This window comes from Psychromonas sp. KJ10-10, assembly GCF_047323245.1.
In the GTDB taxonomy this organism is placed as follows: Bacteria; Pseudomonadota; Gammaproteobacteria; order Enterobacterales; family Psychromonadaceae; genus Psychromonas.
Genome location: NZ_CP178826.1, coordinates 2,655,593 through 2,678,995 on the forward strand (window position 1 = coordinate 2,655,593; position 23,403 = coordinate 2,678,995).

Below are 23,403 nucleotides of genomic sequence, written 5' to 3' on the forward strand. Positions count from 1 at the left end.
TTACCTTAATGATTAAATTTTAGAACAATTATAAATTTTGTTGTCAGATTTTGTTTGTATTGTAAGTTGAGTGCTAGTCAATTTAAGTATCTTAGAAGACTCGTTTATTCTCGTTGGTACTCTTTTTTCTAAATTAACAATTTTCTCTAGTTCAGGATAAGTCAAATTTGTTAACTGCAAATCCTCTGAAGTATAAATAATCTCATTATTATTTATATTCCAAGTTGAATTATCTGTTAACTTATAATCAATATCATAATAATTTGGAAAACCAAAGGAAACGATTCCTTCTCCTGAAGATTTGTAATCCTTTGTAAAATTGAGTTTATAATCAAATGTAACACTCATATTAATTTGTTTATACTCCATTGAACCTGCACATTGCCAACTGCCATACAAAAATGTTTGGTTAACTTTTTTTAATTCACTTGTATTGACCTTATTTGTATCAATAGTCGATGCAATAACAGTGCTTGGTAATATAAATGCAAGAAAGGATAAAATATATACAGGTGCCATGATATTCCTTTAATTTCAATGCTAACGCTAAAATTTTTATTTCAAAATTAAGTTATATCATGGATAAGATATGAATGAATCATAAACTTCATCATATTTAAAGCACAGGACGTAATTGTATTTTTTGTCTTTGATGTGCTCTAACCTGATAAATAGAAACTAAGGTCAGACAAATAATTAATGCCATACTAGTACAGCCTAAAACCCCTTGCCACCCCCAACGCTGGTAAAAAGGATCAATATAAAATGCGCCTAAACTACCGCCACTATAATAAAATAAACTATACAGAGCCATTGCACTGCCTTTACCTGTTTTAACACTTCGACTAACCAAGGTACTTGCCTGTGCATGGCAAAAGAAGAAACCTGCCGCCATCATTACCATACCAAGCATCATTAACGGTAAATGTTGTTCACTTAACAAAACGTTAGCACCTAACATCATAAATATAGCTGTAGTGATACCAGCAATTTGACCATGTTTTTTAGAAAATTTACCTGCAAAAGAAGAACTATAAGTTCCCCCTAGGAAAGTAATAAACATTAAACTACGAACACTACTCGGTAATAAATACGGTGCTCCTTTTAATACTGTCATTAAATAACTAAATTGATTCATAAAACAACCAAAGGCAAGCGCGCTGATAATATAAATAATCATTAATTCCGGTGATAATAAATGAGTGGAAAAAACTTTAACACTCTGTTTGACTTTAAATTCACGTTTAATGAAATGACGTTGTTTAGGTAATAAAGCAAACACAATGCAAAATAACAAGCAACTAATCATGGCTATCAACAAACCTGCAGAACGCCAACTTTCAAGGTATTGCCCACCGATACCACTAATCAGACGACTGCTAATTCCACCGATTGTATTTGATGCGATATAAAAACCAACGGCAAGCAGGTAACCAACTTTTTCTAAGTTCCTCACCCAATAAAGGGATTGCAATGGCAGGACAAGCGACTAAAAATGCGCCCTGTAGAAAGCGTAAGATTAAAAATACACTGTAGTTATCAACCAATGGTAAAAGTAATGAAAGGCTTAAACCAATAAGCATACATTTAATCAGTAAAGATGTTCTTCCTATTGCATCGGAACAAGAGGCAATAATCAGTAAACCAATGCCCATACCAAACCAAGATGTTGACATCGCAAGATTCATTTCGAGAAGGGTTATCTCAAAAGATAGTTGTAATTGAGGTAAAACAGCTTGTAACCAATATATATTGGAAAAAGTAACGATAGAGCAAAGACAAACTGAAATAACTAACTTGTTATAATGCGATATTCTTTTCATTGTTTTGGTGTATTAAGTAATGGATGGCGCAAGCATAACGAGGTATTATCAATAAATAAATTATCATATTTCTATGGTATCCATAAATTAAATTTATATTGATAACTTAACCAAAATAATACCTATACTTTGTAGGGTTTTTATGGTTCAGGGAGTTGAGAAATGGAATTCAGACAATTAAAACATTACGTCACTGTAATAGAAACGGGTTCTATTTCTGTCTGCGACTAGACAACTGAACCTTGCACAACCAGCCATCAGCACAAGTATTAAAAAACTCGAAAGTGAATTAAACATTGCTTTGTTACACCGTCGTGATCGAGGCGTCAGTGCCACTCAAGCAGGTGAGCAATTTTTACAACATGCCCGGCAGATTCTACAACAAGTCAAAGATGCTAAATTAGCTATGCATGCAATTGAAGGGTTAGATCATGGCGAAGTACAAATAGGCGTACCTACCATGCTTGGTTCCTATTATTTCCCCTCAATTTTAATGGCATTTAAGCATATCTATCCTGCATTAGATTTAAATATTATTGATTTAGGGACTCAGAATATTTGCCAACGCTTACTAGAAGCCAAAATGGAATTAGGTGTCGTTGCAGATAAAGACTTAGTACCAGAGCTAGACAGTGAAAAATTAATTCAATTAGAAGTAGTTGTTTGCATGGCGCCAGACCATCCTCTTGCAGAAAAAGAAACAATTCAATATAAAGATTTCTTAGCACACGAATTGATTCTTTTCCAAAAAGGTTATTATTTACACTCAGTGATAGAGAAAATTAGTAAACAGGAACAATGTCGACCAAATATTGCTTTTACCAGTAATTTATTACCATTAATAAAATCCGTTATTCGCAAAGGTTATGCAATTTCTCCTATGTGGAAAGTCGCTATTCAGGAGGATGATGAAATTGTTACTCGCCCTTTTGCTGAACCCTTTTATTTAAACCTTAGTTTAGCCTGGCGTCATGATAGTTACTTATCTCGGGCTAATCAGGTATTTCGAGACTTTGTCATCGAACATGTGAAAGAACACCCAAAGGGTTAAATTACAACTAAGATTTCAATGAAATGGTATTAAGATATAATTCAGCATTGTTAATCTTGTTGAGCATTGATTCATTTGGTAAGCAATCATCATCAACATAATCTGCATAATTTCCTGCTGAATCAAATACTAAAATATCTAATGCAAGGCGGTCTAAGCCATATAAACCTCTGTGAATCATATCAGCAGAAAAAACTAATAAATCACCTGCTTTTAAACCGATTTTAATGCTCTGAGAAAGATCATCACTACTTTGTTTGCCATTAATTTCCTGGCGCACATTAAACTCTTCTTCATTATCCCAGCGTTGATGAGTACCAGGAATAAGTTCCATCCCAAGCTCATCAAATAAGGAACTCTTAAGTGAACCACCTGTGTGCCCATGATCACTTGTTTTTGCATCTCAATATCGAAGTCATATTGACAGTCTCGATGCCAGAAGTCTTTTTGATTAGGATTTACGGGATTAAAAAATAACTGCGTATTCATAAAAGCGACTTGATTATCAATCACAGACTCTATCAAACGCATCATTTTGGTCGAACTGATGAAATTAAATAGGTGGAGTCGTTGGTCATCAGAAAGATATTGGCTACCTGTTATCAACGAAGAGTTAAATGCTTCTTGTTGGTAAAATTCAGCATTATCCTCCTTCCATAGTCGATGAAACTTTAAAATAACGTCTCGAAGCTGGTTTATTTCCTCTGTTTGAAAGAAATTCTTCATGACAAAATAACCATGATCTTGGTATTGAGTTTTTAATGAAAGTAATTTTGTTGGCATATTAGAAAGATTAACCTGTCACTGCATGTTGCTTAACAAACTCAGTAAAGACTTTTAAGCGTGTGGGCATATATTTGTTTTGCGCATATTGCATCGCAATAACACCTTGATAATTTCCTTTTATTATCCAGTCAGAAAGAACGGGTATCACTAATTCATTTTTTAAAGCATCTTTAATAACAAAATCAGGAAAAATACCGATTCCAAAACCATCCTTGACCCCATTTAATCGCATTTGAGAGTGGTTTACAGCATAACGTCCTGTCACTGAAATAACATGACTCTTCGCCCCTTTCACAAACTCCCAAATATGATCTGTTGGTGTTTCACCCAAGAATAAACAATCATGATCTATTAGTTGTAGTGGATCATCAGGAAAACCTCTTTGTTTTAAGTATTCCGGGCTCGCACATAAACTAAGATTGACCTTGCCTATTTCTTTGAGAATTAAACCTTCTGTGGGTTTATCTGTTAGGCGAAATACCACATCTATTCCCTGTTCGATAATATCTATTTCACCATCCGATGCTCTTAGTTTTAAATCAATATTAGGGTATTGATGTAAAAAAAGAGTTACCAATGGCTGAATGACGTTTGTCATAAAAGCTTTTGGCCCAGCAACCGTTAGTGTGCCAGAGGGGACAACATGTTCTAAATTCGAAATATCAAGCGCATGCTGAGCGACCTCGACCATAATGGTCGATTGCTGATATATTTTTTTGCCGGGTTCTGTAATTAATAAGCGACGTGTTGAACGCTCAAACAGCTTTACTGATAAGGCACTCTCTAAACGGGTGATTAATTTACTTAACGCCGAAGGAGTAACACCCAGTTTTTTTGTCGCTGCAGTAAAACTTCCCTCATTCACAACCACAATAAAAGTGGCTAGATCAGGAAGTAAGGTGATAAGTTTATTTGTGACCATGATTCATCAATGCTTTTCCAATTTGCTATCTAATAATAGTAATGACCTTCAATTATAATCTATTTATTATCAGATTAACCATCTGAATTGATACTCAATAGAAAACGAATTTTTAATATCATAGAGGAAAAATAATGTCTCCTGCATTCTATAGCCAAATCCAAGATCAAATTAATGAAGTTAAAAATGAAGGATTATATAAATCAGAACGTATTATCACGTCAGCGCAAAAAGCGGCAGTGACTATTTCTTCGGGAGAAAAAGTGTTAAATTTTTGCGCAAATAACTATTTAGGTTTAGCAAATCACCCTGCTCTAATCCAAGTGACAAAAGATGGTATGGATGAACATGGCTTTGGTATGGCATCAGTACGTTTTATATGTGGCACACAGGATTCCCATAAAACATTAGAAACAAAACTATCTAATTTCTTAGGTATGGAAGATACCATTCTTTATACCTCGTGCTTTGACGCAAATGCGGGGTTATTTGAAACGATTTTAGATAAACAAGACGCCATTATTTCAGACGCGTTAAATCACGCTTCAATTATTGATGGTGTTCGTCTTTGTAAGGCAATGCGTTTTCGTTATGCCAATAACGATATGGAAGAACTTGAAAAACAACTTATCGAAGCCAAAAAAGCAGGAGCACGTCATTCATTAATTGTCACTGATGGTGTTTTTTCAATGGATGGTGTAGTTGCTAATTTACCAGCAATTTGTGATTTAGCAGATAAATATGAAGCGCTAGTTATGGTTGATGATTCACACGCCGTTGGTTTTATGGGAGACCACGGTGCTGGTACGCATCAATATCACAATGTAATGGATCGTATCGACATTATCACAGGGACTCTCGGAAAAGCTATGGGTGGCGCTTCAGGTGGTTATACCTCTGGAAAAAAGAAGTCATAGATTGGTTACGTCAACGTTTTCGCCCTTATCTTTTCTCTAATTCTGTTGCCCCCGCAATTGTATCTGCATCCATTCAGGTACTAGATTTACTTGCTGAATCTGCACATTTAAGAAGTAAGCTTTGGAAAAACAGTGAGCACTTTCGTACTCGTATGCAACAGGCTGGCTTCACACTAGGTGGCGCAGATCATGCAATTATTCCCATTATGTTAGGCGATGCAATAGTTGCTTCAGAATTTGCAGAGCGCGCACTTAAAGAAGGTATTTATGTTGTTGCTTTTTCATTTCCAGTTGTTCCAAAGGGACAAGCACGAATTCGCACGCAAATGTCAGCGGCACATTCTATAGAACAGTTAGACCAAGCAATTGATGCCTTCATTAAAGTTGGCCAAGCAATGGGGCTTATAAAATAATGAAAATTAAAGCGCTATCAAAACTTCAGTCATCCAAAGGTATTTGGATGACTGAAGTTGAAAAACCAGAAATGGGCCATAATGATTTACTGATCCGTATTAAAAAAACTGCAATATGCGGTACTGACATGCATATTTTTAATTGGGATGAATGGTCACAAAAAACCATTCCAGTACCTATGGTTATTGGCCATGAATATGTCGGCGAAGTCGTTGGAATTGGCCAGGAAGTACGCGGTTTTAATATAGGAGATAGAGTCTCTGGCGAAGGTCATATTACCTGTGGTCATTGCCGAAATTGTCGCTGTGGTCGAACTCACCTTTGCAGAAACACATCAGGTGTTGGTGTAAATCGGACTGGTGCATTTTCACAGCTGTTAGTTATTCCTGCTTATAATGCATTTAAAATTCCAGTGGAAATTTCAGATGATATAGCCTCTATCTTTGACCCTTTGGCAATGCTGTTCACACAGCTCTTTCATTTGATTTAGTCGGTGAAGACGTTTTAATAACTGGTGCTGGGCCTATTGGTATTATGGCGGCATGGTGGCAAAGCATGTTGGTGCACGCCATATTGTTATCACTGACGTTAATCCATATCGTTTGAAACTCGCTAAAAAGATGGGGGTTACACGCGCAGTAAATGTTGAAACAGAACAGCTTGAGGATGTCATGTCCGAATTAGGCATGACTGAAGGCTTTGATGTTGGTTTAGAGATGTCCGGAAATTCAATGGCCTTTAATAGCATGTTAAAGAATATGAACAATGGCGGGAAAATTGCCATGTTAGGTATTCCGCCTTCTGATATGCAAATCGATTGGGATAAAGTTATTTTTAAAGGCCTGATCATTAAAGGCATTTACGGACGAGAAATGTTTGAAACTTGGTACAAAATGGCCAGCTTGATCCAATCAGGTTTAGATTTAACACCTATTATCACTCATCATTATAATGTTGATAATTTTCAAGATGCTTTCGATATGATGAATTCAGGCTTATCTGGTAAAGTTATTTTAGATTGGACCTAAAATCTTAAATAAATAATTTAAATACACTGTTACATAGCTTGTTAACTAGTAACAGTGTTTGTTTAGTTTGCTGTAAATATAATATCACCATAGTATGACTCAGCTTGCAGTTTACTATTATCTGAATCGGTCATAATGGCCACCACATCTATGTATTGAAAAGCATTTTGATTAGCTTTATCGCTTCCCTGATCCCCCAGCGTTGCAATTAGATCCTGATAGACATTACGTTTTTCGTCGTACCACTCACCAACTTCGGATTCAACGCCACGAACTGATAACATTTTAACATTAGAGGATGCAAAAGGATTATTCCAAACTTCTTCCTGTTGTTGATTACTCGACCAGACATAGTTTAATGATTTTGTTTTCCAGACAAAGAAACCACCATCTATCACAACATAAATTCTAGCTACAAAATCATCACCACTCTTCTGTCGTTCCTCTAACCCCGTTAGTTTCTTTTCGATCAACCAAGTCCAGTTTAAAAAGGAGTTTCAAGCAAATCAATTTTTTGTGTTAAGACTAAACCAGAGGCGCCTTGTTTGCTGATTGCTTGAAGTGCGAGTCGCCCCTTAAAATTCTCAACTTGATAAATTGTTTTTCCAGAAAATTCTTTTTCCTGCCAATTCTTAAAACCGTCCTTATCCCAAGCAGTTAAATTTATATCAGCGTTGGCTTGATTTATGACAAAATAACTAAAAAGAAACAGAACTTTAATAGAAAAATTAGTAAACATAAAAACCCTTTACCTAAAAGCTAATAGTAAGCCGGCAAAATAAATCATGATTGATCCAGAAATTCTTTGTACCCATTTTCCTAAATTTGGTAAACGAGTAGTAAAATTAATTTTGTGTATTGTTTTACTTAACGCAGTGAACCATAAAAGAATAATACTTGCATGAATACTCACTAATGCAAAAGCATTAAAAACAGAAGGTTGTTCGAAGGATATAAATTGTGGAAAGGCAGACGAGGTAAAACATAGAAACCTTTGGGTTTAACAGTTGAGTTAGAAAACCTTCAATAAAATAATGACTCTTGTTAAAATCTTTGTTTTTTGTAGTGTTCACATTAATCACTGATTTTGTTTTACTGGCAACTTGTTTATTAAAAGTATTAATAATCGCCTTTAGGCCGATATACAATAAATATAATGCTCCAATAATTTTTATGACAATAAATAACTGTGCAGATTGTAATACAAGAGCAGACAAGCCTAGAATTGAAAAAGCTCCGTGAAAAAAAGTAGCAATAAATAAACCTAAAATATTATATATGGCGGGCTTAGTTCCATTTGCTGAAATAGTTTTAATAATTAACACACCATTTGGTCCAGGCGATATAACTAATATAAATGCGACAAAACTAAAAGTTAATATTTCATTCACAAGAGCTTCCTTAACATTTAACCTATTTGGTAAGCTGTTGACGGATGGCTTCTATCCGTTTGCGGTTCGCACCTAGATCTGAATGACCAATACGCGATGCTGATCTTACCTGAATAATGGTTTCATTTGCGTTTGCCTCTGGAAAGTAAAATTCAACATCATCAACAAATCTAAAAATAAGAGAGGTAAACTCAGCTCTAATATAATGCTCATTATTAGTGATAATTTTTGCACCCTTATAATCTTGTAAAACTTTTAACAGAAGACTTTGTGTTGCTTGTTGATCACCCTTAAATTTTAGCGATTCGATAGCATGTTCTTTATCTGTCTCATAACTGCTAACGCAATTAGGCGTATTAGGGCAAGCTAATAATTGCTTATTCTCAGTACCAAGTTTTGGACTAGTACCCGAACACCCCATCAATAACATTAAACTTGATATTGTTAATGTGATTTTCTTTTTCACTTTATTTATCCTTTTTAAATTATTGTTTAAACCAGTCTACATAGTGAGTTGGCATCACATCATATTGCTCAGATAAATCTAGAATACTTTTTTCATCACTAATATTTTTTGAATGAATACCACTAGTAATAAATAAACTACTGATAGAAGCTTTATTAGCTCCCGCAATATCATGTTCGAGGCTATCTCCTACTGCAACAGCTTTATCCCAACCACCCACTAATGCATTGCACATTTTATAAATATCAGCCTGCGGTTTACCATGCCAATGCACAACTCCGCCCATGTCTTGATAAGCTTTCGCAATTGCTCCTGGGCAAGTTTTTAAGCCACCGCTTGGTAACATAGCGACTAAGTCAGGGTTACTCACGACTAACTCAAGACCTCTTTCGCGGGCCTGTTTTAGGTCATCTATATAATCTTCCACACCACCTCGATCCACACCACAACAGAGCACAAAAGAAGCACTTTTTACATTAGCTTCTTCAAGGTCACAATCAGCAAGAACAGTGTGATCATTATCCCAGGTAAAATGTAAAGCCCGTTGTCCCAGTGATTTAAATTTACCTGATTTGAAGTTATGGCGCATGTGATCACCAGAGGTTAAAACATCTAAATAGAGATCACGACTAATACCTGATTCATGTAAACGTTGATAAGAAAATGTCCCTGTTTTTCCACTATTGGAAAGGATAACAACTTTCTTATTACATTCTTTTAAGAATTTTAAAGCCTCAATAGCTTCTGGAAATGCATCTCCACCATTATGTAAAACACCCCATTGATCCAAAATAAAAGTATCAAATGTTTCGATGATATCTTTAAGGCCTTTAATCATTTTCATTACATTATTTCCTAAATATTCTTAGTTAACCTCAATTCTATTTACATTAGAGGTTATTATTTTCAATTGATTTTCTTTTTGCATAGCTTGGCATTTTTTCAACGCGTTTTTGATGTGCACCTAGTGCTGGAAAATTTTCCAGTGAATAACCGCCTCGCTCTGCACGTGTATAACACCAGTGTAAATAAGTATCCACAATTGACCATTTATCACCATACCACCACTGCGATCCAACAAGACGTTTTTCAGCAAGATTAAGATTCATAGATAAGGCAATTCGACCACGTTCAATAACATCTTCTTTATTTTCGCTGATTGTATAATATGACGGCACGCAAACATGGCGGACTGAAGGATGCAAAGTACTTGAAAGCCACATCAAATCAGAATAAATCTGCGATTGATGAAAAGCATCATTTGCTTTCGGTAAAATTTCATTTGTTGAAGGTAAAGAATTTAAATAAATTAAAATAGCAGGGTTTTCAGTTAGAAGCTTTCCATCAACTAATAAGGCAGGTACTTTTCCAAAGGGGTTAACCTTTAGATATTGTTCGGACTTCTGCTCTCCAGCGACGAATATTGATTTTACGATATTCGCAGTGTAAACCCAATTCTTCAATAGCGTTGATAGTGACGCCTGAACAAGCACCAGGAGCATAAAACAAAATGAGAGACATAATTATCGTACCTTTTAATGAAAATTATTAATAGGTAGTTTATAGATGTTGTTGCATCCTATCCAGAAAATGCTGAAGATTTTAATATTAATGGTTTGTAAGTTTTTAAAGCTAAATAAAGATAAGAAGCATTTGCACTTTTTATGTGCAAATGCTTATTTGTAAGTGTAATAATACTATTTTGCTTTTTCTGCTTCAGTAACACCTTTATCTTCAGTTTCAACTTGATCAGTTAAAACATCAACTAGGGTTGTCCTGCATAAATTACCTTCAATATCCCCTTCTTCATTGAGAAACAGGCAATGGCACAGTATTATCAAGCATGTCAGGGATGACTGTTTCTAATAGAGCATCATTTTGAACAGAAGGTACATCATCAATTAAAGAAGAACAAATTTCATTATCTCGATCTGATTTCTCTACATTTTCTAGGGTATCTTGAGTAATAACACCTTGATAACCATCATCACTAACAACATAACCATAATCATGTTTAGATTTACGCATTTGAATCAGAGCTTCGCCAATGGTTTCACTTGATATACGACAAATTTGTGGTTGCATTACGGTTTCAACAGTTAGTGCACGTGCCCTATTAACATCTTTTACAAAGGCTTCTACATAATCGTCGGCGGGATTAAGCAAAATATCAACGGGTTTACCCTGCTGTACTAATACTCCATCACGTAATATAGCAATACGATCACCAATACGAAGTGCTTCATCAAGATCATGGGTTATAAAAACAATAGTTTTATGTAATGTTTCTTGAAGTTCAATTAATTGATCCTGCATTTCACTACGAATAAGTGGATCAAGAGCAGAAAATGCTTCATCCATTAACAAAATTTCAGCATCTGTACAAAGAGCTCTTGCTAAACCAACACGTTGTTGTTGACCACCAGAAAGTTGTCTTGGGTATTGTTTTGCATATCCATCAAGACCAACAGTTTTTAACCATTTGTCTGCTTTTGTCAGACGAATATCCTTACTAACACCCTGTACCTGTAATCCATAAGCAATGTTATCTAGCACAGTACGGTGTGGCATTAAACCAAAGCGCTGAAATACCATTGACATTTTATTTCGACGAAAGGATTGTAAATCCTTTTCGTTCAATTTCATGACATCACTATCAGATAAAATAATTTCACCAGCAGTCGGTTCAATTAAACGATTAAAGTGACGAATTAAAGTCGACTTACCTGAGCCCGATAGGCCCATAATAACGAATATTTCACCTGGATAAATATCAATATTGATATCAGAAAGTCCAACGGTGTGGCCAGTTTCTTCTAAAATTTCTTTTTTAGATTTACCTGCTTTAACTTGCTCCAACACCTTGTGCTCGTTTGGACCAAAAACTTTATAAAGTTGTTTTATACTAATTAATGGTGAAGCTTGTTCATTTTTATCGTCACTCATTTTACTGACCTCCGAAGTTTTGTAAGGTACGTTTTGCATAACTTTGAGATATTCGATCAAAAATAATCGCTAATGCGACAATTGCTAATCCATTTAACAAACCTAAAGTAAAATACTGATTAGTAATGGATTTTAGAACTGGTTGACCTAAGCCTTTAACACCTATCATTGAAGCAACAACAACCATTGCAAGTGCCATCATAATAGTCTGATTAATACCAGCCATAATATTAGGCATAGCCAAAGGAAGTTGAACACCGAATAAACGTTGCATTGGATTTGCACCATAGGCAGTTGCGACTTCTAACACTTCCTCGTCAACCATTCTGATACCTAAATTAGTTAAACGTATAACTGGCGGTACAGCATAAATAATAACGGCAATAACACCTGGAATTTTACCAATACCAAGTAACATAACAACTGGGATAAGATAAACGAAGGCTGGCATTGTTTGCATAATATCAAGCATTGGCGTAACAATGGTTTGGATACGATTAGAGCGTGCCATTGCAATTCCTATGGGAATACCAATAATGATTGCTAATAAGGTAGAGACTAGAATAATACTCATTGTGCGCATGGTATCGTCCCACATACCAAAGAAGCCGATAAGACAAAAAGCTACAATTACGCCAAATGTGAGTTTCCAAGAACGGCTTAGCGCATAAGCAAATGCGGCTAAAGCTCCAATCACAAGAAACCAAGGAGAATTTAGAAGTAATTTTTCGAACCAAATAAGAAAAGAGAGTAAAGGATCAAAAAAGCTTCGATGCTATCACCATATTCACGAGAAAAGCTACGGTAAGCACCATCGAGTGTTTTTCTGATTGTTAATAACTGATGACGGTCAAGTTGAGGAATTTCCGATAACCATGATGTATCTGACATTTATTTATTTTCCAAATATGAAAAAGCCCGGAAGGCCCGGGCTTTAAAAGGTAAAACTTATAGTGCTTGCTAATGCTTCTTTAATTTTAGTTGCTGTTGGTGCATCTACCCATTTCATCCAGGTAGTTTCATAATTTGTTAAAAAATGTTCTACAGTATATTCACCATCAGCTTGTTGATCTTCCATCCAAGCTAGTAATTCATTCATCTGCGCATTACCAAATGAACGATTTCCAAGGTACTCCATAACCTCAGGAGCTCTTTTTGCAAACTCTTCAGTCACAACACTCTCTACTGGAGCTGGTGGATACATAGTTGGTTTAGGCGTTAAACAATCGTTTTGAGTGATACATTCTTGGAAATGCTTTTCATCAGTTCCTGAACCAAAGTCAACCATCACCATTTTGTATTTACCCAAAACAGCCGTTGGAGCCCAGTAATAACCGAACCAAGCTTCTTCACGTTCGTAAGCTTTTGCAATCGAACCCGATAAACCAGCACCAGAACCTGGATCAATTAAATCAAAACCAGAAGCGCTAAAATTCATTGCTTCGAATAAATTAGATGTAGAAATTTGGCAATTCCAACCAGCAGGACAACCCATGAATGCCGATTTTTCTGGATCTTCTGGGTGTTTAAATAACTTAGCGTTTGCTTTAATACCTTCAATAGTAGCTAATGTCGGATCTTTTTTAACCATATATTCTGGTACCCAAAAACCCTCTTGACCACCGTCGGTTAGCGTAACTCCAGCATAACGTATACGCCCTTCTGCAACACCTTTATCTAAGGCGTCTTTCATTGAATTACTCCAAAATTCAGGAGCAATATCAGGTTGGCCTTTTTCGATCATTGCGACCCCAGTAGGCATAGTGTCACCGGGTACTAATTCTGCATCACAATCGTAACCATGCTCAAGAATGAAACGGTCAATATTGGCGATCAAAGTAGCAGAGTTCCAATTCATATCGGCAATAGTCACTGTTCCACACTCACTTGCAGATGCTGACATTGAAAATGTAGCGCTAGCTAGTAGTAATGAAGAAGTTAATAGTTTTTTCATTGTAGTAAAATCCTTATTCCGTTAAAAACTTTTTTAAGGATACAGCAAACAAATACAATAAACATAAAAAAAACATAAACCATAAGTAAACCTTTATTTTTGACAATATCATCATCTACAAAAAAATGATTTAGAATCAAAAAAACAACCCCATAAACAATTGATTTTAATGGTTAATTAACATGGCGAAATTACGTAATAAAAAGAATCAAATTATGTAAATTAATATTATACTTTTTAATTAATTTGAGTTAGCACTACTTTGCAGTCATTTCAATTACCCTTTCACCTATTAAATTTTCATTGATGGTCATTCAATAGCCTACAAAGGTCAACAATAAAAAACAGCTAAGGATCTGAAATGTTTGTATAATTAAACTCATTCTCATTCAGTTAGCTTGCTTTAAGCAAATCTATCGGCTAGTTTTCAAAACTATTATCTTTTAAGTAATAAATCTGGTTTCGGTTTTTATTAGTTACAACTATCGAAAATGTGAGTATTTATTTCAGCAGGGAAGTTAAATTTTGAATAACCAAAAACAAGTTGTCATTGTTGATGACCAATCTACAGGCAGAATGATTCTTAGTAAAATCATCGAACAAATTGCAGATGACATCAATGTTATTGATTTTTCTGACCCTCAGGAAGCACTTCACTGGATCAGCTTGAACCAAGCAGACCTCATTATTACAGATTATAAAATGCCCAATTTGAATGGCATTGAATTTATACAAGCTGTTCGAAAAATAGATGCCTGTGAACACATTCCACTAATGATGATTACTGTTATAAGTGATAAAGCAGTTCGTTATGATGCACTTGAAGCAGGAGCAACTGCATTTTTGACCCGGCCTATAGATCAAATAGAATGTCGAACCAGTTGTCGCAATTTACTCAAAATACATCATCAGCATAAAATAATTCAACGAAAAGCTAACTTGTTATCAGAAGAAGTTAAATTAGCGACTGAGAAAATTCTACAAAGAGAACAAGAAACAATATTAAGTTTGGCAAAAGCAGGCGAATATCGTGACGAAGAAACAGGTAATCATGTAATCAGAATGGCAAAATGTTCAAGAGAAATTGCCGAAGAACTTGGATTAACAGAAATGCAATGTGATGACCTTGAGCATGCGAGCACAAATGCATGATATCGGTAAAATAGGTATTCCTGACCATATTTTATTAAAACCAGGCCGTTTTGAAGAAGATGAGTGGGCTATTATGCAAACTCATACTACAATTGGTTATAAAATTCTTTCGGATAGCCAATCAAAATATATGCAAATGGGCGCTATTATCGCCCTAAATCATCATGAGCGCTTTAACGGATCTGGTTACCCAAATAAATTAAAAGGTTCTGACATTCCATTAATAGCAAGAATTGTATCCGTAGCAGATGTTTTTGATGCGTTGCGATCAGTAAGACCATATAAACATGCTTGGTCTATTGAAGATTCCGTTAGTTTTATCAAAGATAATTCTGGCACTCAATTCGACCCACAATGTGTGGATGCCTTTTGTAAGCGACTTAATAGAATACTAGAAATACAAAAAGACTATACTGATAATTAATTATAAGCCAGTAAATGGATTTGACCTCTTCATGAAAGAAGTTTTAAATAAAATAGTATCAATAAAACATAAGTTAAAAAACACTGGTGATTCTGAACCAGAACAAGCCGTCATTCGACTTATTATCAGCATTATTTTAGGAATTGCTCTTTCACTATCTTGGGGAAGTGAACAACCATTTTACGGAGATCAAATATCTACCGTTAATGTTATTGTTTTAATTTATTTTATTGTCGCAATTACGATCTTAATTGCAATTGCAATTAACCCTAAACCTAGCACACTTAGAAAAGTACTTGGTATAAATTTAGATCTCATCTCACTTTCTATCCTGATGTATACCGATGCAAGTGGAATGATTTATTTATTTGTTTTCTATCTTTGGGTTATTTTAGGAAACGGTTTTAGATACGGGGTGAAATACCTATATATTTCATTAGCTGTTGGGTTAATCGGTTTTTCCTGTGCAATTATTTGGGGAGAATACTGGCATATTTATCGACCTCTCTCTATTAGTCTACTAATCATAATTACACTTATTCCCTTATATTCAATTTTTTTAATTAATAAACTACATGCGACTATCACTATGGCTGAAAAAGCGAATCAAGCTAAAAGCCGTTTTTTAGCTAATATGTCACATGAACTAAGAACACCATTAAATGGAATTTTGGGTTTAGGTGATTTGTTGACAGAAACAAAATTAGATAATCAACAGCGTGACCTAGTGGGAACTATGCATAGTTCAGCTAAGACATTGCTTGGGCTTATCGAAAAAGTATTGGATATATCAAAGATTGAAGCTGGAAAAATTATCATCAAAAAAGACCCCTTTGACCTCCATGCCTTAATCAATTCTGTCACCGCCTCTCAGAAGGTAATGGCTGTAAAGAAAGATCTTATCATAACTTCAACTATTGACTCTAATGTTCCTTTTTTGCTCAAGGGCGATCAACAATATATTCGTCAAGTATTAATAAACTTAGTGGGCAATGCGATTAAATTTACTCATCAAGGATCAATCAATTTACACATTTCTGTTATCAAGGGTAATGAACACTCAACAAGCATTCGTTTCGATATTAAAGATACAGGTATCGGCATTGAAGATGCTTCCATAGACTTTGTTTTTGATGGTTTTACTCAGGTTAATGGTTCAGCCGGATTACACCCAGGAGGCACTGGACTCGGTACAACAATATCAAGAGAATTGGTTGAATTAATGGGTGGCAAAATTGGTGTTAACAGTAAAATAAATCAAGGCTCAACTTTTTGGTTTGAATTAACTTTTGATGTTATTCCCAATTCATTTCTAGATATTAATAATAATCACCTTTTAGTAATTGCCCCTAATGACACAGTAACAACAATAAAACCCTATTTAAAATCCTGGAATTTAACTGCTGACTTTGTTGAATCCCCTAGTCATGCATTATCATTGTTAAAACAATCTTTATCATTGAATATAAACTATAAGATTATTCTAATCGATAAAGATAGTTTAGGAGATAGTTCTCCCTCTGAATTTACAGATATGTTGAGAGCGCAAAATCTAATTAATGAACTTCCAATTGTATTAATTGATTTAGATAACTCTTCAAGGGCAGAACAAGATCTTTATGAAGGATACATTTCCACCATTAAAGATTTAACTGATAAGCGTTCATTATTTAATGCACTTCATGCGATTCAAAGTAATTTTAATGATAGTGACAATATCATTTCTATCGCAGAATATTATGCTAGCCATGCTGGTGCACAAACATTAAATATATTAGTTGCTGAAGATAATAAAGTTAATCAGCAGGTAATCAGCGGCATTTTAACTAATGCTGGTCATTCCGTCGTTGTCACAGATAATGGTGAGCAAGCATTAGATATTTTAGCACGTGATTTTGACAACATTGATCTCTTAATATTAGATAAAAATATGCCAATTTGCTCTGGTGATGATGTGGTTAAAGCGACTCGCTTTATGGAATCTGGTGAGAAACTTCCTATTATTATGCTAACTGCCGATGCGACACTTGAGGCACGTGAACTTAGCATGGAGCTTGGCGTAGATGCATTTTTAACCAAACCTATAGACTCACGAGGCTTATTAGAAAAAATTGCTGATATTTCTAAAAGAACAAAAAAGAAAAGTAATTCAAAGGATTCTGTTTTTTCAATTTCTCGAGCACCTACTCCTAGTAAAAAGACCTTTCCATATTTAGTTCAAGTAGACAATGATTGGTGCAATAAAATCACGCTTAATGAATTGTTTTTACTCGATAAAGATCCTACTTTTATGCGTAACTTAGTAGAAGGCTTCATACTAGATGGAAGGAAACATGTCGACATCATACAAGCTTCAATAAACAATGATTATTTACAACTCCGAGACTCTTTACACGCATTAAAAGGTTCATCAGCAGAAATTGGTGCAGAAACGACTCTCTGAACTTTGTCATAAAGGCGAACTATTTAAACCATACGATATAGGTTCTAAAAAATTGAAGACATTAGTTGATGATATAAACTATGCCTATGATAAAACGGTGCAAGCCTTGGAAGATTCTATTTCCCAAGGCAACACATAGTTTATACCTGAAATACTGTTTACTGTTTACTGTTTACTGTTTTTTGCAGTTTGGCGCATAACTAGGCGCTCCATCATTCGAAGATCTTTATCTGTTATTTGCAGAGCTGAATCTACCCATACCTTAGTTATATCTAAAAGTTCTTGGTAAGGAATACGATCACATATATCTCTTACTTTTCTAATTGCCTGATAACTGTTTGACTTACGGTTTGCTTCATTAATATATTTATATACTGCAAGATCACCCTCTCCTTTTTCAGCTAAAATATCAACGATTCCAAGTTCGAAGAGTTCTTCAGCGGTATAGAGTTTTCCGCTTAATATTATTTCTTCAGATTTTGCAGACACTAACCTTTCTACTAAGTAAGGAATAAGCTCCCATACCAGGGAAAAGATTAAATAATACCTCTGGTAAGCCTAATTTAGTGCCTTTCTCTGCGATTAAAACATTACTAGACAGAGCGACTTCAAATCCACCGCCTAATGCGTCACCTTGTACAAGTGCGATAGTGGTTAGCTCACTGTCAAGATGAGTTATATTTTGATGTAAAACATTGATACATTTCACTGCATAGTCTAATAGACCATCTCTGTCTTTTTGTTTGATCAAATCAAAAAATACAGCTAAATCTCCACCTAGATTAAAGGTGCCCTCAACATCAGAGGCAAGTACTAAATAATTATATTTTTTCTGCCCACTCAACGACATATCAGATTTAACATTTTGTTGGTAATCATTAATTTCATCTAATAGTACAGACGTAAAACATGAACGAGGTTTGGCATTCATGTAATACCAACCCACTTTGTATTTCTCATCGTAATGAGTTGTCAGTTGAGAATATTGAACTTGTGGTAGCTCATCTTCAGAAAAGTTTATTACTCTTGCTAGGTTATCTATCATATATTTCTCCGTAAATATTTCGCTGTTGCCCAGTAAACTTTGTTGATGAGCGATATGTTTTTTTAATTCTTCCTTTAAACACCAGAAGTACGCGAGTTATTACAAAGCATATAGTGTGCCAAGAAGAACGAAAAATAAGCGTCAATATTTTCAAAATTGATTTACATCAGAGACTTATAGTATTAATTGAAAATAACCTTATAACATAGGGGAAATATAGTATTTTCTCTCGTTGAAGAAGAGTATTGAGTACAAAACATTAATTATCGAAATGATTAACTGACATATAAATGCATGGTTATTTGTGAAGGCTGTCAAAATTTCGTCACCCTTTAACGAGTTAAGGGTGACAACATAATAAGGTTATTTAATTAAAATGAGGAAGGATTTTATTGCGTCCTGCGTTTTTAGCCTGATATAGATACTTGTCAGCAGTATTAATTGCTTGATCAATTGTTTTGTGACTATCAAGTTTTGAAATCCCCATACTGACAGTAACTTTAATAGGCTTATCTTTACATTTTATTTCATGCTTCTCTAAAGCGACTTGTATTTTTAAAGCTATCATATAAGTGTGTTCTATCGTTGTTTCTGGAAAGATAAACAGGAACTCTTCTCCGCCCCATCTTGCAATACAATCCTGCTCTCTAACCTGCGCTTTAAATAGTTTAGATAGCTCAGTAAGTGTTTTGTCTCCCATACTGTGGCCATATTTATCATTTATTTTTTAAAATAATCAATATCACAAAGGATCAAACCAATTGTCTGATGACTTCGAAGCATTTTTTTGTTCATACTTTAGGATATTAAGCGCATCTCGCCTATTAGACAATTTAGTCAGAGAATCGAAACGTGCTAATTGCTCATACTTCTTACTTAATTCCAAAATATGTTTGTAGGATTGAGACCTTGATGATTCATATAAAGCAGAAAGAAATGTCACTGTTAAAAAAGATAGGATTAATCGTAGCTTAAATTCGTCGGAGTAATAGGCATGAGCAATGATGTCCTGCGGAAAATATATAATAATGGAAACAAGAAAAATAAATATAAGAATATTGACCATCCCTTTTTTTAACCCGTGTATAAAAAGAGATACTGGTGGGACAATAAAAATCCATAAAGGGCCAGTATTTTCAACACCACCATCAAAGGCTAAATAAAGCATTAAGCAATAAAGAGAATATAAAACGATATTGGAACTTAGTTTAAGATTGTTATTTACTCTAATTGAATAAAAGCCAACAAAGAAAACAATACTCGATAAAGCTAAAACAATACCTAATATAATGCTGACATTAAAAAACGCCACTAAGGACATTACTCCAGTGATGCTCATTCCCACTAAAGAAAATATTTTTACAATGACAGATTGATAAAAAGTAACATTCTTCTTTTCCTGTGCTTCTAATCTTTGCAATGAATATCCTTTTTCAACTTTATAAATAAAACGATCTTTTAGTTATAGACTAAGAAAATAATAAAATCGATGTCCTTAACTTTTTTTGCGACAGAAATCAGAAACAATGTGCAAAGTAGCATATTTTAAAGTATCTAATTATTACATGCCTTTTCACAATTAATGCACATTTCATGCACAATTAAGCAGTATAATGTAAATTTGGTTTAGATACTAAAAACAAAGTTTGCTAATTTGGAGGTTGATTATAACTCTATATTTCATGACTAAATTTCTTTAAGAGACATCACAAGATGAAAATTCATAACAAATTATTTTTGATGTTATTCAGCTTCAGTTTACTCCTCGTAACCGCTCTCGTAATGCTAATGCAATGGAGTATTGGCAGAGGTATGATTGAATATGTAAATACAAAAGAAGTCGAAGCATTAGCTCCATTAGTGGATAAACTGTTAGAAGAGTATAAAAAGGATAATGATTGGTCTCAACTACAGGGTGAGCACAAGATATTTGGTACGCTAATATTCAAACAGCTACAAAGCAGTGAATTTCAAATAGACAGGGTATTACCAGAAAAACAGACTAAATTTAATAAAAACCCTCCCCTAACTTCCAACAAAAACGACCTGCGCCTCCAAGAATACAAGATGATAAAAGACTTCCCTTTGATAAAGGCCCTGAAGCATTTCCACCTCCATTCCAAGCTACTTTCGCTTTACTTGATAATAACGAAGCAGTGGTCGCTGGTCACTACATTAAAGATAGAGAGTATAGTAAAACACCGATCAAAGTAGATAATGTTAATGTTGGCTATTTGGCAATATCTAAACACAAACAAATTATAGATGGATACGAGCTAGATTTTATTGAACAACAAAAACAATATTTGTGGTTAATAGGACTGATTACTATGTTGCTTGTTGCCTTGTTAACATTACCACTCGCTCGGCACTTAGTTTTACCTATAAAGCTAATCATGAATGGCATGCATAAATTAACTCAAGGTCAATATAATCAACACGTAGATTTGAAAAGAAAGGATGAAATAGGTGATCTAATTCGAGATTTTAATGAATTATCCTTAACTTTAGACAAAAACGAAAATGCTCGAAAACGTTGGTTAGCTAATATTTCACACGAATTACGTACTCCAGTTGCTATTCTTCGCGGTGAACTAGAAGCAATGATTGATAATGTTCGCCCTCTCAGCACAGAAAATATTGAATCAGCAAATGATGAAGTTAAACACTTACAATATTTAATCGATGATTTACACCAACTAACCAGCGCTGATATTGGTGGAATGCATTATCGCAAAAAAAATGAACTTTTCCCCGCATGGCTAAATACTGAGGTAAAAAAATATAATAGTTATCTCGCTGATTCAGGTATTAAACTTGAAATTGATATTAATCTTCTTCCAATCAATATTTTTGTAGATACCTCGCGTCTATGTCAATTATTCGATAATTTAATAAATAACTGTATTAAATACGCACAGGCAAGTTTGGTTAAAATTTCACTAACGGTCGACAAAACCCTTGATAATCAAAAAGTAATTATTACCGTAGAAGATAATGGAGTTGGTGTCCCTGATAAGCACCTTGCCAATTTGTTTGAATACTTATATCGAGTCGAAAATTCTCGCAATCGAAAAACCGGTGGTTCTGGTTTAGGCTTATCTATTTGCGCACATATCGTTGCGGCGCATCAAGGTACCATCATCGCAGAAAAGTCACCTTTGGGTGGACTAGCCATTGTAATATCTATCCCATATGAACAATAACGATGCGAACAAGCAAGGTATCTAATTTAATGATTGAAATTGCTTATTTCTTTAAAAAAATACTTACTCGCAATAACCCAAAATTATTAATTAAAGCCTAAATTTTAGCTTTAAAAGGAACATAAAATGTCAAATTCTATTCTAATTGTTGAGGACGAAGTGAAACTTGCTAATTTATTAGCGGATTACTTCAAATTAACAGCCTATCAACCGAATTTAATTCATCATGGTGATCAAGTTATCGATTGGGTTAAGTCTAACCAACCTGATGCGATTTTGTTAGATATCATGTTACCCGGAAAAGATGGCATTCAGTTATGTAAAGAAATTCGTCAATTTTCTAATGTACCTATTTTAATGGTAACCGCTAAAGTAGATGAAATAGACAGATTATTAGGATTAGAACTTGGTGCAGATGATTATATTTGTAAGCCCTTCAGTCCACGTGAAGTTGTGGCCAGAGTAAAAGCGGTACTAAGAAGAACACAAAAGGTAGAAACCGAAAATAGTTTATTTTCGCTTGATGAACACAGATTAGTTGTTCATTACGACGGTCATGAGATTTCACTTACCTCTGTGGAATTTCAGTTATTAAAACCACTATATAGCAAACCTGGCAGAATATTTACTAGGGAACAGCTAATGAATAATATGTACTCTGATAACCGTATTGTAAATAACAGAACTATCGACAGTCATATCAAAAAATTACGTCGGAAACTTTCTGATATAAGTGATGGTGCAGATTTAATTCAGTCTGTATATGGTGCTGGGTATAGGCTGGTTTTTTAATAAAAAAGTTAAAGGTGTTAAAGGCTCTTATACAAAAGAGCCTATTTTTAAGCAATTAGCCAACCTTTCTGTACCGCTAAATCAATTTGTTCACAGGCGTATAACCAAAGCTTAGGTGCGCTATCTTTTAAATAACTATTACGATCCAATACCTGTTGCTTTTTAACTGAATGTACAACCCAACTTCCACCATTATTCGCCATATTTTGAAATAGTGGCAGAATTCTATCCATCGCTTTAGCAAACTTAGCATCGTCAGTTTCAGCATTTTCAAACTCAAGCCATAAACTCTTCATTTGTATTCCCTGTTCACCAGGTAATAAACCAAATAAACGTTCTGCGAGACTAGTTCTTTAATACTCTGTTGTTCATGATGATGAGATTCAGAAAAAGCAAATAAATCACCTGCATCTATTTCTATTATATCGTGGATTAATAGCATCAATGTTATACGGTGTATATTTATATCCTGTTGCGCATACTGTTGTAAAACCTGCGCCACTAAAGCAATATGCCAACTATGTTCAGCACTATTTTCTTGACGATTTTTATCTTGCTTAACTGTTGTTTGTCGGTAAATAGATTTTAATTGTTCAATTTGTGATAAAAAATCTAATTGTTGTTCTAGTTGAGTCATAGTATT

The 23,403-nt window shown here is 34.6% G+C and carries 24 protein-coding genes and 6 pseudogenes; 10 read left to right on the top strand and 20 right to left on the bottom strand.

The features are described 5' to 3' along the window. Positions 1-12: 12 nt before the first annotated feature. The 3 genes from ACLKMH_RS15155 to ACLKMH_RS15165 form a co-directional block, all read right to left on the bottom strand. The gene (locus tag ACLKMH_RS15155; protein WP_413698902.1) at positions 13-519 is read right to left on the bottom strand and encodes a hypothetical protein; all 507 of its coding nucleotides are present in this window, start codon (positions 517-519) and stop codon (positions 13-15) included. A 97-nt stretch (positions 520-616) separates the two neighbouring features. Next, the gene (locus ACLKMH_RS15160; protein ID WP_413698903.1) at positions 617-1,456 is read right to left on the bottom strand and encodes an MFS transporter; all 840 of its coding nucleotides are present in this window, start codon (positions 1,454-1,456) and stop codon (positions 617-619) included. Next, positions 1,380-1,823, bottom strand: coding sequence for an MFS transporter (locus ACLKMH_RS15165; RefSeq protein WP_413698904.1), 444 nt, complete (start codon positions 1,821-1,823; stop codon positions 1,380-1,382). Before ACLKMH_RS15165 ends, ACLKMH_RS15160 begins: the two co-directional genes overlap by 77 nt. A 217-nt stretch (positions 1,824-2,040) precedes the next feature. Here ACLKMH_RS15165 and ACLKMH_RS15170 point away from each other — a divergent pair, with 217 nt between their 5' ends. Beyond that, on the top strand, positions 2,041-2,874 hold the full coding sequence (locus tag ACLKMH_RS15170; RefSeq protein WP_413702363.1) for a LysR family transcriptional regulator: 834 nt from the start codon (positions 2,041-2,043) through the stop codon (positions 2,872-2,874). Between the two features lie 7 nt (positions 2,875-2,881). Here the strand turns inward: ACLKMH_RS15170 and ACLKMH_RS15175 are convergent. Further along, positions 2,882-3,657 (bottom strand): annotated as a pseudogene (locus tag ACLKMH_RS15175) (phytanoyl-CoA dioxygenase family protein). A gap of 10 nt (positions 3,658-3,667) precedes the next feature. Next, complete coding sequence (locus ACLKMH_RS15180) at positions 3,668-4,582, bottom strand: LysR family transcriptional regulator (protein WP_413698905.1); 915 nt, start codon at positions 4,580-4,582, stop codon at positions 3,668-3,670. Positions 4,583-4,716: 134 nt separating this feature from the next. On the opposite strand from ACLKMH_RS15180, the pseudogene ACLKMH_RS15185 reads away from it, so the two are divergent. Both ACLKMH_RS15185 and tdh read left to right on the top strand, forming a co-directional pair. After that, positions 4,717-5,912, top strand: a pseudogene (locus ACLKMH_RS15185) (glycine C-acetyltransferase). A 5-nt stretch (positions 5,913-5,917) separates the two neighbouring features. Continuing rightward, positions 5,918-6,941 (top strand): annotated as a pseudogene (tdh, locus tag ACLKMH_RS15190) (L-threonine 3-dehydrogenase). Positions 6,942-7,003: 62 nt separating this feature from the next. Here tdh and ACLKMH_RS15195 read toward each other — a convergent pair. From ACLKMH_RS15195 to ACLKMH_RS15235, 9 genes and pseudogenes are all read right to left on the bottom strand, one after another. Next, a pseudogene (locus tag ACLKMH_RS15195) lies at positions 7,004-7,680 on the bottom strand (DUF3047 domain-containing protein). A 9-nt stretch (positions 7,681-7,689) separates the two neighbouring features. Next, positions 7,690-7,854, bottom strand: a complete 165-nt coding sequence (locus ACLKMH_RS15200; protein WP_413698906.1) for a hypothetical protein — start codon at positions 7,852-7,854, stop codon at positions 7,690-7,692. 13 nt (positions 7,855-7,867) lie between these two features. After that, positions 7,868-8,332, bottom strand: coding sequence for a LysE family translocator (locus ACLKMH_RS15205; protein ID WP_413698907.1), 465 nt, complete (start codon positions 8,330-8,332; stop codon positions 7,868-7,870). A gap of 22 nt (positions 8,333-8,354) precedes the next feature. After that, complete coding sequence (locus tag ACLKMH_RS15210) at positions 8,355-8,798, bottom strand: DUF1499 domain-containing protein (RefSeq protein WP_413698908.1); 444 nt, start codon at positions 8,796-8,798, stop codon at positions 8,355-8,357. A gap of 19 nt (positions 8,799-8,817) precedes the next feature. Continuing rightward, the gene (locus ACLKMH_RS15215) at positions 8,818-9,642 is read right to left on the bottom strand and encodes a TIGR01459 family HAD-type hydrolase (RefSeq protein WP_413698909.1); all 825 of its coding nucleotides are present in this window, start codon (positions 9,640-9,642) and stop codon (positions 8,818-8,820) included. A gap of 46 nt (positions 9,643-9,688) precedes the next feature. Continuing rightward, positions 9,689-10,261: a glutathione S-transferase family protein gene (locus tag ACLKMH_RS15220; protein WP_413698910.1), complete on the bottom strand. Its 573-nt coding sequence runs from the start codon at positions 10,259-10,261 to the stop codon at positions 9,689-9,691. Between the two features lie 234 nt (positions 10,262-10,495). Further along, positions 10,496-11,744: pseudogene (locus ACLKMH_RS15225) on the bottom strand (quaternary amine ABC transporter ATP-binding protein). Position 11,745: 1 nt separating this feature from the next. Further along, positions 11,746-12,635 (bottom strand): annotated as a pseudogene (locus ACLKMH_RS15230) (ABC transporter permease). 43 nt (positions 12,636-12,678) lie between these two features. Beyond that, on the bottom strand, positions 12,679-13,698 hold the full coding sequence (locus ACLKMH_RS15235) for an ABC transporter substrate-binding protein (protein ID WP_413698911.1): 1,020 nt from the start codon (positions 13,696-13,698) through the stop codon (positions 12,679-12,681). Positions 13,699-14,223: 525 nt separating this feature from the next. Here ACLKMH_RS15235 and ACLKMH_RS15240 point away from each other — a divergent pair. Genes ACLKMH_RS15240 through ACLKMH_RS15255 form a run of 4 tightly spaced genes read left to right on the top strand, consistent with a single transcriptional unit; the run spans position 14,224 to position 17,856 of the window. After that, complete coding sequence (locus ACLKMH_RS15240; protein ID WP_413698912.1) at positions 14,224-14,850, top strand: response regulator; 627 nt, start codon at positions 14,224-14,226, stop codon at positions 14,848-14,850. After that, entirely contained in the window at positions 14,843-15,274 is a 432-nt protein-coding gene (locus ACLKMH_RS15245) for an HD-GYP domain-containing protein (RefSeq protein WP_413698913.1), read from the top strand. Before ACLKMH_RS15240 ends, ACLKMH_RS15245 begins: the two co-directional genes overlap by 8 nt. A gap of 31 nt (positions 15,275-15,305) precedes the next feature. Continuing rightward, entirely contained in the window at positions 15,306-17,717 is a 2,412-nt protein-coding gene (locus ACLKMH_RS15250; RefSeq protein WP_413698914.1) for an ATP-binding protein, read from the top strand. Further along, on the top strand, positions 17,698-17,856 hold the full coding sequence (locus ACLKMH_RS15255; protein WP_413698915.1) for a hypothetical protein: 159 nt from the start codon (positions 17,698-17,700) through the stop codon (positions 17,854-17,856). The genes ACLKMH_RS15250 and ACLKMH_RS15255 overlap by 20 nt, the downstream gene beginning before the upstream one ends. A 26-nt stretch (positions 17,857-17,882) precedes the next feature. Here the strand turns inward: ACLKMH_RS15255 and ACLKMH_RS15260 are convergent, their stop codons facing one another. From ACLKMH_RS15260 to ACLKMH_RS15275, 4 genes are all read right to left on the bottom strand, one after another. Beyond that, positions 17,883-18,206 (bottom strand): hypothetical protein, encoded by a 324-nt coding sequence (locus ACLKMH_RS15260; protein WP_413698916.1) that lies wholly within the window; start codon positions 18,204-18,206, stop codon positions 17,883-17,885. Beyond that, a complete protein-coding gene (locus ACLKMH_RS15265; RefSeq protein ID WP_413698917.1) occupies positions 18,190-18,762 on the bottom strand; it encodes a crotonase/enoyl-CoA hydratase family protein in 573 nt (190 codons plus the stop codon). The genes ACLKMH_RS15260 and ACLKMH_RS15265 overlap by 17 nt, the downstream gene beginning before the upstream one ends. A 367-nt stretch (positions 18,763-19,129) precedes the next feature. Then, positions 19,130-19,486: a GGDEF domain-containing protein gene (locus ACLKMH_RS15270; protein ID WP_413702364.1), complete on the bottom strand. Its 357-nt coding sequence runs from the start codon at positions 19,484-19,486 to the stop codon at positions 19,130-19,132. An 18-nt stretch (positions 19,487-19,504) separates the two neighbouring features. Then, a complete protein-coding gene (locus tag ACLKMH_RS15275; RefSeq protein WP_413698918.1) occupies positions 19,505-20,182 on the bottom strand; it encodes a hypothetical protein in 678 nt (225 codons plus the stop codon). Between the two features lie 392 nt (positions 20,183-20,574). On the opposite strand from ACLKMH_RS15275, the gene ACLKMH_RS15280 reads away from it, so the two are divergent. The 3 genes from ACLKMH_RS15280 (at position 20,575) to ACLKMH_RS15290 (ending at position 22,760) form a co-directional block, all read left to right on the top strand. Next, the gene (locus ACLKMH_RS15280; RefSeq protein ID WP_413698919.1) at positions 20,575-20,976 is read left to right on the top strand and encodes a hypothetical protein; all 402 of its coding nucleotides are present in this window, start codon (positions 20,575-20,577) and stop codon (positions 20,974-20,976) included. Then, a complete protein-coding gene (locus tag ACLKMH_RS15285; RefSeq protein WP_413698920.1) occupies positions 20,919-21,968 on the top strand; it encodes an ATP-binding protein in 1,050 nt (349 codons plus the stop codon). The genes ACLKMH_RS15280 and ACLKMH_RS15285 overlap by 58 nt, the downstream gene beginning before the upstream one ends. A gap of 126 nt (positions 21,969-22,094) precedes the next feature. Beyond that, entirely contained in the window at positions 22,095-22,760 is a 666-nt protein-coding gene (locus ACLKMH_RS15290; RefSeq protein ID WP_413698921.1) for a response regulator, read from the top strand. A gap of 47 nt (positions 22,761-22,807) precedes the next feature. Here the strand turns inward: ACLKMH_RS15290 and ACLKMH_RS15295 are convergent, their stop codons facing one another. Both ACLKMH_RS15295 and ACLKMH_RS15300 read right to left on the bottom strand, forming a co-directional pair. Beyond that, complete coding sequence (locus ACLKMH_RS15295) at positions 22,808-23,056, bottom strand: HD domain-containing protein (protein ID WP_413698922.1); 249 nt, start codon at positions 23,054-23,056, stop codon at positions 22,808-22,810. Further along, a complete protein-coding gene (locus ACLKMH_RS15300) occupies positions 23,053-23,397 on the bottom strand; it encodes an HD domain-containing protein (protein WP_413698923.1) in 345 nt (114 codons plus the stop codon). Before ACLKMH_RS15300 ends, ACLKMH_RS15295 begins: the two co-directional genes overlap by 4 nt. Positions 23,398-23,403 lie beyond the last annotated feature (6 nt).

Bases quoted from the DNA above. Each gene is read 5' to 3' on its own strand.
- ACLKMH_RS15155 (WP_413698902.1), bottom strand. From the start codon at position 519: ATGGCACCTGTATATATTTTATCCTTTCTTGCATTTATATTACCAAGC.
- ACLKMH_RS15165 (WP_413698904.1), bottom strand. From the start codon at position 1,823: ATGAAAAGAATATCGCATTATAACAAGTTAGTTATTTCAGTTTGTCTT.
- ACLKMH_RS15180 (WP_413698905.1), bottom strand. From the start codon at position 4,582: ATGGTCACAAATAAACTTATCACCTTACTTCCTGATCTAGCCACTTTT.
- ACLKMH_RS15215 (WP_413698909.1), bottom strand. From the start codon at position 9,642: ATGAAAATGATTAAAGGCCTTAAAGATATCATCGAAACATTTGATACT.
- ACLKMH_RS15235 (WP_413698911.1), bottom strand. From the start codon at position 13,698: ATGAAAAAACTATTAACTTCTTCATTACTACTAGCTAGCGCTACATTT.
- ACLKMH_RS15245 (WP_413698913.1), top strand. From the start codon at position 14,843: ATGCATGATATCGGTAAAATAGGTATTCCTGACCATATTTTATTAAAA.
- ACLKMH_RS15250 (WP_413698914.1), top strand. From the start codon at position 15,306: ATGAAAGAAGTTTTAAATAAAATAGTATCAATAAAACATAAGTTAAAA.
- ACLKMH_RS15265 (WP_413698917.1), bottom strand. From the start codon at position 18,762: ATGATAGATAACCTAGCAAGAGTAATAAACTTTTCTGAAGATGAGCTA.
- ACLKMH_RS15280 (WP_413698919.1), top strand. From the start codon at position 20,575: ATGATTGAATATGTAAATACAAAAGAAGTCGAAGCATTAGCTCCATTA.
- ACLKMH_RS15290 (WP_413698921.1), top strand. From the start codon at position 22,095: ATGTCAAATTCTATTCTAATTGTTGAGGACGAAGTGAAACTTGCTAAT.
- ACLKMH_RS15295 (WP_413698922.1), bottom strand. From the start codon at position 23,056: ATGAAGAGTTTATGGCTTGAGTTTGAAAATGCTGAAACTGACGATGCT.
- ACLKMH_RS15300 (WP_413698923.1), bottom strand. From the start codon at position 23,397: ATGACTCAACTAGAACAACAATTAGATTTTTTATCACAAATTGAACAA.